Annotated in this window: 6 protein-coding genes and 1 pseudogene; 3 read left to right on the plus strand and 4 right to left on the minus strand. The window is 73.8% G+C overall.

Features of this window, described 5'->3' with window-relative positions:
- The coding region (locus G3I65_RS08325) for a histidine kinase (protein ID WP_239070785.1) at nt 1-587 on the minus strand (587 nt) is incomplete at its 3' end.
- A gap of 94 nt (nt 588-681) precedes the next feature.
- On the opposite strand from G3I65_RS08325, the gene G3I65_RS08330 reads away from it, so the two are divergent.
- Together G3I65_RS08330 and G3I65_RS08335 are read left to right on the plus strand one after the other, a co-directional pair.
- Nucleotides 682-1536, plus strand: a complete 855-nt coding sequence (locus tag G3I65_RS08330) for a M23 family metallopeptidase (RefSeq protein WP_160695576.1) — start codon at nt 682-684, stop codon at nt 1534-1536.
- Nucleotides 1537-1694: 158 nt separating this feature from the next.
- On the plus strand, nt 1695-2795 hold the full coding sequence (locus tag G3I65_RS08335) for a DUF4192 domain-containing protein (RefSeq protein ID WP_160695577.1): 1101 nt from the start codon (nt 1695-1697) through the stop codon (nt 2793-2795).
- On the opposite strand, the gene galE is transcribed toward G3I65_RS08335, so the two are convergent.
- The 3 genes from galE to G3I65_RS08350 all read right to left on the minus strand — a co-directional run bounded on the left by galE (nt 2776) and on the right by G3I65_RS08350 (nt 5750).
- Nucleotides 2776-3753, minus strand: a complete 978-nt coding sequence (gene galE, locus G3I65_RS08340; RefSeq protein WP_160695578.1) for a UDP-glucose 4-epimerase GalE — start codon at nt 3751-3753, stop codon at nt 2776-2778. The two genes, G3I65_RS08335 and galE, sit on opposite strands and share 20 nt — an antisense overlap.
- Before the next feature lie 99 nt (nt 3754-3852).
- Nucleotides 3853-5037: a galactokinase gene (gene galK, locus G3I65_RS08345; RefSeq protein ID WP_160695579.1), complete on the minus strand. Its 1185-nt coding sequence runs from the start codon at nt 5035-5037 to the stop codon at nt 3853-3855.
- On the minus strand, nt 5034-5750 hold the full coding sequence (locus G3I65_RS08350) for a metal-dependent transcriptional regulator (protein WP_086865273.1): 717 nt from the start codon (nt 5748-5750) through the stop codon (nt 5034-5036). Before G3I65_RS08350 ends, galK begins: the two co-directional genes overlap by 4 nt.
- 99 nt (nt 5751-5849) lie before the next feature.
- On the opposite strand from G3I65_RS08350, the pseudogene G3I65_RS57110 reads away from it, so the two are divergent.
- Nucleotides 5850-6009: pseudogene (locus G3I65_RS57110) on the plus strand (sulfurtransferase); the annotation flags it as partial.

A 6009-nucleotide genomic window follows, 5' to 3' on the forward strand; every position in this document is an offset into this window, starting at 1 on the left:
CCGGCCAGCGAGTGCGCGAGGACGTCGTGCAGCTCGCGGGCGATGCGGGCGCGTTCGGCCAGCGCGGCCGCGCGGGCGTGCTCCTCGTTGGCCGTCTGCGCGCGGGCCAGCGCCAGCTCGGTCTGCTCGAGGCGGGCGATGCGGGCACGCCGGTTCAGCCCCATCAGCACGACCACGGAGAGGACCGCGTACGTCGACACGGCGGCTTCCCAGCGGTCCTGGCGGAGCACCCAGACCGTGGCGATCAGCGCGGCGTTCAGCGCGACCGCCAGCGCGATCGGCACCGGGGACTGCCGCAGCACCACGAAGAACGTCGTGCTGAACAGCGCGACCGACGCCCAGCTGCCGGGCAGGACCACCCACAGCGCGCCCGCGGACGCGATCACGGCGAGCGCCAGCACCGCCGACGGCGTCCGGGCGCCGAGGTCCTGGATCCACGGCATCGGGACCGACAGGGCGAGGGTGACCCCGATCAGCACCCAGGCGAGCCCGTCCGCGCGGGGCATCGCGGAGACCATCGGCACCGCGATGAGGGCCCAGCGCAGCCAGCCCTGCGCCGAGGGGAACCGCGCTCGTCGGGTCGTCATTCCGGGTGTCCTCCGCGGGTGCTTGTACGGAAAATGTACCGACGCGGGTTTCCCTTCGTGGGTCAAGACGTCCCGTTTGTCAGGAGGTTCTCCCATGTCCAGGTTGCGACGGCTCGCCGTGCTCGCCGCCGCCGCGGCGCTGCCCGCGCTCGGCTTCACCCTCGCCGGCCAGGCGACCGCCTCGGCCGCGCCGAACTTCCAGGTGCCGTTCCGGTGCGGCGTCACGGTCACCGCCGCGACGTTCAGCGGTCACAGCCCGGCCTACTCCGTGGACTTCCAGAAGGACGGCATCACCGGGATGCCCGTGCTCGCTTCGGCCGGCGGCACGGTGACGCGCGTGGCGGACGAGGGCAGCACCAGCTACGGCAAGTGGATCGAGCTGGACCACGGCGGCGGCTGGCGGACCCGGTACGCGCACCTGTCGGCCCAGGAGGTCTCGGTCGGGCAGTCGGTGGCCGGCGGCAAGGAGATCGGCAAGGCGGGCGCGACCGGCGGCGTCACCGGCCCGCACCTGCACTTCGAGGAGCGGCTCGACGGCGTGGTGCAGAAGGCGAAGCTGAACGGCGTCGCCGTGCCGTACTACGGCCACACGAACTTCACGAGCAAGAACAACTGCGGTGGCAACCCGTACTCCGCCGAAGAGGTGTGCGGCTCGGGCTTCTCGGTCATCGACCAGCAGGGCCTGGCGAACTCCTCGGGCACGGCGTACCTGCTGTACAACGCCTCGACCCAGGCGAACTGCGTGACGACGCTGAAGGCGACGTCGCTGGGCACGGCCAGCCCGGTCTCGGCGTTCCTCGAGGTCCAGGGCTCGACCCGAGTGACCGACTCCGGCAGCTTCACCTACTACGCGGGGCCGGTGAAGAAGACGGCCGGGTCCACCTGCGTGAAGTGGGGCGGTTCGGTCGGGAGCAACACCTACGAGAGCGGCTTCGAGCACTGCGGGTGACCCGTGCCGGTCGGTGGGGCCGGGCAGGATAGCCCGCCCCACCGACAGAAACGGCCGGGGCGGCGGCCCGGGGCGCGGATCCGTCCACATCGGGTCCGGCCATCCACAGATTCGCCGCCGGCGCCCCATCCGGCGCCGTCGTGCCCCACGGTGGAGGCATGACCACTGCCACCACGGCCGGCGGGTTGCCGGTCGACCTCCGAGACCCCGCGCTGCTCCTCGCCGCGCTCCCGTACCTGATCGGCTTCCGCCCCGCGAAGTCCGTCGTCCTGCTCGGCCACCGCGCTCCCGACGGCGATCGCGTGGGCCTGGTCCTGCGCGCCGACATTCCCCGGCGCGAAGACCGCGCCCGCCAAGCGCGGGCCCTCGCCCCACGGCTCGCGGCCGGCCGCCACACGGGCGTCACCGTCGCGATCGTCGGCGGCAGGCGAAGATCCGGCAGCCCGCCGCCGCACGCGGGCTTCGTCAAGCACCTGGCGACGGCGCTGGGGGAGTACGGCCTCCCGGTCCTGCACGCGCTGTGGACGCCGGGCGTCACCACGAACGCGCCGTGGGCCTGCTACGAGGACTGCGGCGGCCGCCTCCCGGACCCCCGCGCGACGGTGGCGGCGGCCGCCGCCACCGAGGCCGGCCGGGTGGTGTTCGACAGCCGCGCCGAGCTGGCGGCGCTCCTCGACCCGCGCTGCCCGGAGGCCATCGCCCGCCGCTCGGACCTGCTGAACCGGCTGTCCGAGCCGGCCGATTTCGACCCGGTGGCGGAGATCCGGGCCGCGCTGGCCCGCCAGCGCCGCGGTGCCGGACCACCGAGCGACGAGCAAGCCGTCCTGCTGGCGGCCGCGCTGACGATCCCGGAGATCCGCGACGCGTGCCTCAGCACGGCCGTCCCGGTCCACGGCACGACGGCGCGGGAAGCGGAGCGCCTCTGGCTGACGCTGGTCCGCGAGCTCCCGGCCCCGGAACGCGCGCAGCCCGCGGCCCTCCTGGGCTACGCGGCCTACCTGCGCGGCGACGGCGCGTTCGCGGGGATGGCCTTGGAGAACGCGCTGGCCGCGGACCCGGGCCACATCCTGGCGGACCTGCTGCTGAAGGTGCTGGACCGCGGCCTGCCGCCGGAAGACCTGCTGGGCCTGGCGACGTGCGCCGACCCGGCCGGCATCGGGATCGCCGTGCCGGCCGCCGAACCGCCCCACCCGCGTGAGCCGCCGTCCCGGGCGGACTGTCGCGAGTGGACGGTCCCGCTCAGCCCCGGGACCGGGTGAACTCCCAGGCGTCGCGGACGATCCCGGCCAGCTCGGTCCGCTCCGGCTTCCAGCCGAGCTCTTCCCGGGCCCGGTCGCTGGCCGCCACGAGCACCGACGGGTCGCCCGCGCGGCGCGGGGCCACCACGGCCGGCACCGCGTGGCCGGTGACCTCGCGGCAGGCCTCGATCACCTCGAGGACGGAGAACCCGGTGCCGTTGCCCAGGTTGTAGATGCGGTGCTCGCCCGCGGTCGCGTGCTTCAGCGCCAGCAGGTGCGCGTCCGCGAGGTCCACGACGTGGATGTAGTCGCGCACCGCGGTGTGGTCCGGCGTCGGGTAGTCGTCGCCGAAGATCGAAATGTGCTCACGGTCGCCCGAAGCGACCTGGAGAACGAGGGGGATGAGATGGGTTTCCGTGGCGTGGCGCTCGCCGAAGGCGCCGTACGCGCCGGCGACGTTGAAGTAGCGCAGGCTCACCGCGGCCAGGCCGTGCGCGGTGGCGAAGCTGGTGATCGCGGCGTCGATGGCGAGCTTCGTGGCGCCGTAGGTGTTGGTCGGCCGGGTCGGCGCCGACTCCGGGATCGGCGACTGCTCCGGCTCGCCGTAGGTCGCCGCGGTCGAGGAGAACACCAGCCGGGGCGTGCCGTGCTCCTGCATGGCCTCGAGCAGCCGCAGCGACGTGACGACGTTGCCTTCCCAGTACTTCGCCGGCTCCGTCATCGACTCGCCGACCAGCGACTTGGCCGCGAAGTGCAGCACGCCGTCGAAGCCCTCGCGCAGCAGGCTGCCCGCCACCTCGGCGGCGTCGCCTTCGATGAACCGCGCGTCCGGGTGGACCGCGTCGGCGTGCCCGGTGGACAGGTCGTCGACCACGGTGACCTGGTGCCCGGCTTCGATCAGCCGGGCGGCGCAGACACTGCCGACGTACCCGGCTCCGCCCGTCACGACCAGCTTCAGGGCGTTGCTCTGCTCCGACACGTCCAGGCCTTCCTGCCGAGGGTGATGACTCGCTTCAGTCTTCCCCCTCGGCGACGCGCGGGTCCGCCCGGGGGTTGCCCAGGGCGGACCTACGCGGCCTCAGACCTCGTCGCGGCCGGCGCCGCGGGAGGGCACCGCGGTGAACATCCGCGGGCGCCGGTAGCCGGCCTTTTCGTACGCCGCTTCGACGGCCGCCTTGACCTGGCCCAGGTCGGCGTCGCGGACCAGCGCGATGGCCGAGCCGCCGAAGCCGCCGCCGGTCATCCGCGAGCCGAGGGCGCCGGCTTCCCGCGCCGAGTCGACCGCGAGGTCCAGCTCGGCCGTGGAGATCCGGTAGTCGTCGCGCATGCTGACGTGCGAGGCGTCCAGGTACGGCCCGATTTCGGCGAGCTTCCCGGCGCGCAGCAGCTCGACCGTCTCGAGCACCCGCTGGTTTTCGGTGACGACGTGCCGCACCAGCGGCACCAGGTCTTCCGGCAGCCGCTCGAGGGCCGCGGCGAGGCCTTCGACGGTGACGTCGCGCAGCGCCTTGACCCCGAGCAGCTCGGCCGCCCGCTCGGTGCCGCGGCGGCGCTCGCCGTAGCCGCCTTCGGCGTGCGAGTGCTTGGTGCGGGTGTCGATGATCAGCACCTGCAGCCCGGCCTCGGCCAGCCCGAACGGCACCTGCTCCTGCTCGCCCGACCGCACGTCGAGGAACAGCACGTGCGACTCGGTGCAGCAGAGGGACGCCGTCTGGTCGAGCAGGCCGGTGGGCGCGCCGACGAAGTCGTTTTCCGAGCGCTGCACCCAGCGCGCGACCTGGGGCCGCGTCGGGACGCGGTCGCCGGGGGCGCCGAGCTCCAGGCCGGCCAGGCCCAGCAACGCCAGCGACACCGCGCACTCGAGCGCGTGGGAGGAGGACAGCCCCGCCCCGGACGGTACGTCCCCGGCGATGACCAGGTCGGCGCCGGCGGTGAAGCCCTGGTCGCGCAGCACCCAGGCGACGCCCGCCGGGTACGCGGCCCACCCGTCGACCGTGCCCGGCGCCAGGTCGGCGATCTTGAGCTCGCCGGAGCGCTGGAGCTGGCCGTCGTCGCCGAGGGTGGCCACGGACAGCACGCCGTCCTCGCGCGGCGACGCGGCCGCGGCCAGCCGGTGCGGCAGGGCGAACGGCAGCACGAAGCCGTCGTTGTAGTCGGTGTGCTCGCCGATCAGGTTGACCCGCCCGGGCGCCGACCAGACGCCGGTGGGCGCGGTGCCGTGGACCGTGCGGAACGCCGCCACGGCCTCCGAAGCGGGGCTCACCTGGCCTGCGCCAGGACGGCGTGCAGCGCGGACGTGGCGACCTGGGCGGTAGTGTCCCCGCCGGTGACCTCGATGGTGCCGCCGTTGGCCTTGCCGATGGTGACCGTGCCGCCCGGCACGATGCCGACGGACTTGAGCTCGGTCATCAGCGACTCGTCCAGCTGGACGTGCTCGGCGATCCGCCGGATCTCGACGCGGCCGCCGCCGGTGCGGGCGAACTCGTCGAGCCGGACCAGGTCGGCCTCCGCGGGCGGCGCGGGATCGCCGTCGCCCAGCTTGTCCAGGCCCGGGATCGGGTTGCCGTACGGGGAGGTGGTCGGGTGGTCGAGCAGCTTGACCAGCTTGCGCTCGACGGCCTCGCTCATCACGTGCTCCCACCGGCACGCCTCGTTGTGCACGTGCTCCCACTCGAGCCCGATCACGTCGACGAGGAGGCGCTCGGCCAGGCGGTGCTTGCGCATGACGGCGATGGCCAGTTCACGGCCGTGGTCGGTCAGCTGGAGGTGCCGGTCGTCGGCGACCACGACCAGCCCGTCACGCTCCATGCGGGCGACGGTCTGGCTCACGGTCGGGCCGCTCTGCTGCAGGCGCTCGGCGATGCGGGCGCGCAGCGGGACGACACCCTCTTCTTCAAGTTCGTAGATCGTACGCAAGTACATCTCGGTGGTGTCGATGAGATCGTTCACGCTGTCCCCTTCGTCCGCGTTGCTCATCGTAGTCGTTGGCACCGGCAGCGGCGGCGGGCCTGGTGGATAACAACTCGCCGGTGGGGGATATGTCCGCACCGTGCCGGGCCGCTGCAAGATGGGAGCATGCGTCCGCTGATCAGCACCACCGACCTCGCCGCCGCGCTGGCGGGCCCTGCCACCGGGCGGCCCGTCGTCCTCGACGTCCGCTGGCGGCTCGCCGGCCCGCCCGGCGCCGAGTCCTACCGGGAGGGCCACCTGCCCGGCGCCGTGTTCGTGGACCTCG

The sequence above is a fragment of the Amycolatopsis sp. SID8362 genome (genome assembly GCF_010550475.1).
In the GTDB taxonomy this organism is placed as follows: Bacteria; Actinomycetota; Actinomycetes; order Mycobacteriales; family Pseudonocardiaceae; genus Amycolatopsis; species Amycolatopsis eburnea.

Excerpts from the sequence above, each read along its gene's own strand:
- G3I65_RS08350 (WP_086865273.1), bottom strand. The coding sequence starts at position 5,750 with ATGAGCAACGCGGACGAAGGGGACAGCGTGAACGATCTCATCGACACC.
- G3I65_RS08335 (WP_160695577.1), top strand. The coding sequence starts at position 1,695 with ATGACCACTGCCACCACGGCCGGCGGGTTGCCGGTCGACCTCCGAGAC.
- G3I65_RS08330 (WP_160695576.1), top strand. The coding sequence starts at position 682 with ATGTCCAGGTTGCGACGGCTCGCCGTGCTCGCCGCCGCCGCGGCGCTG.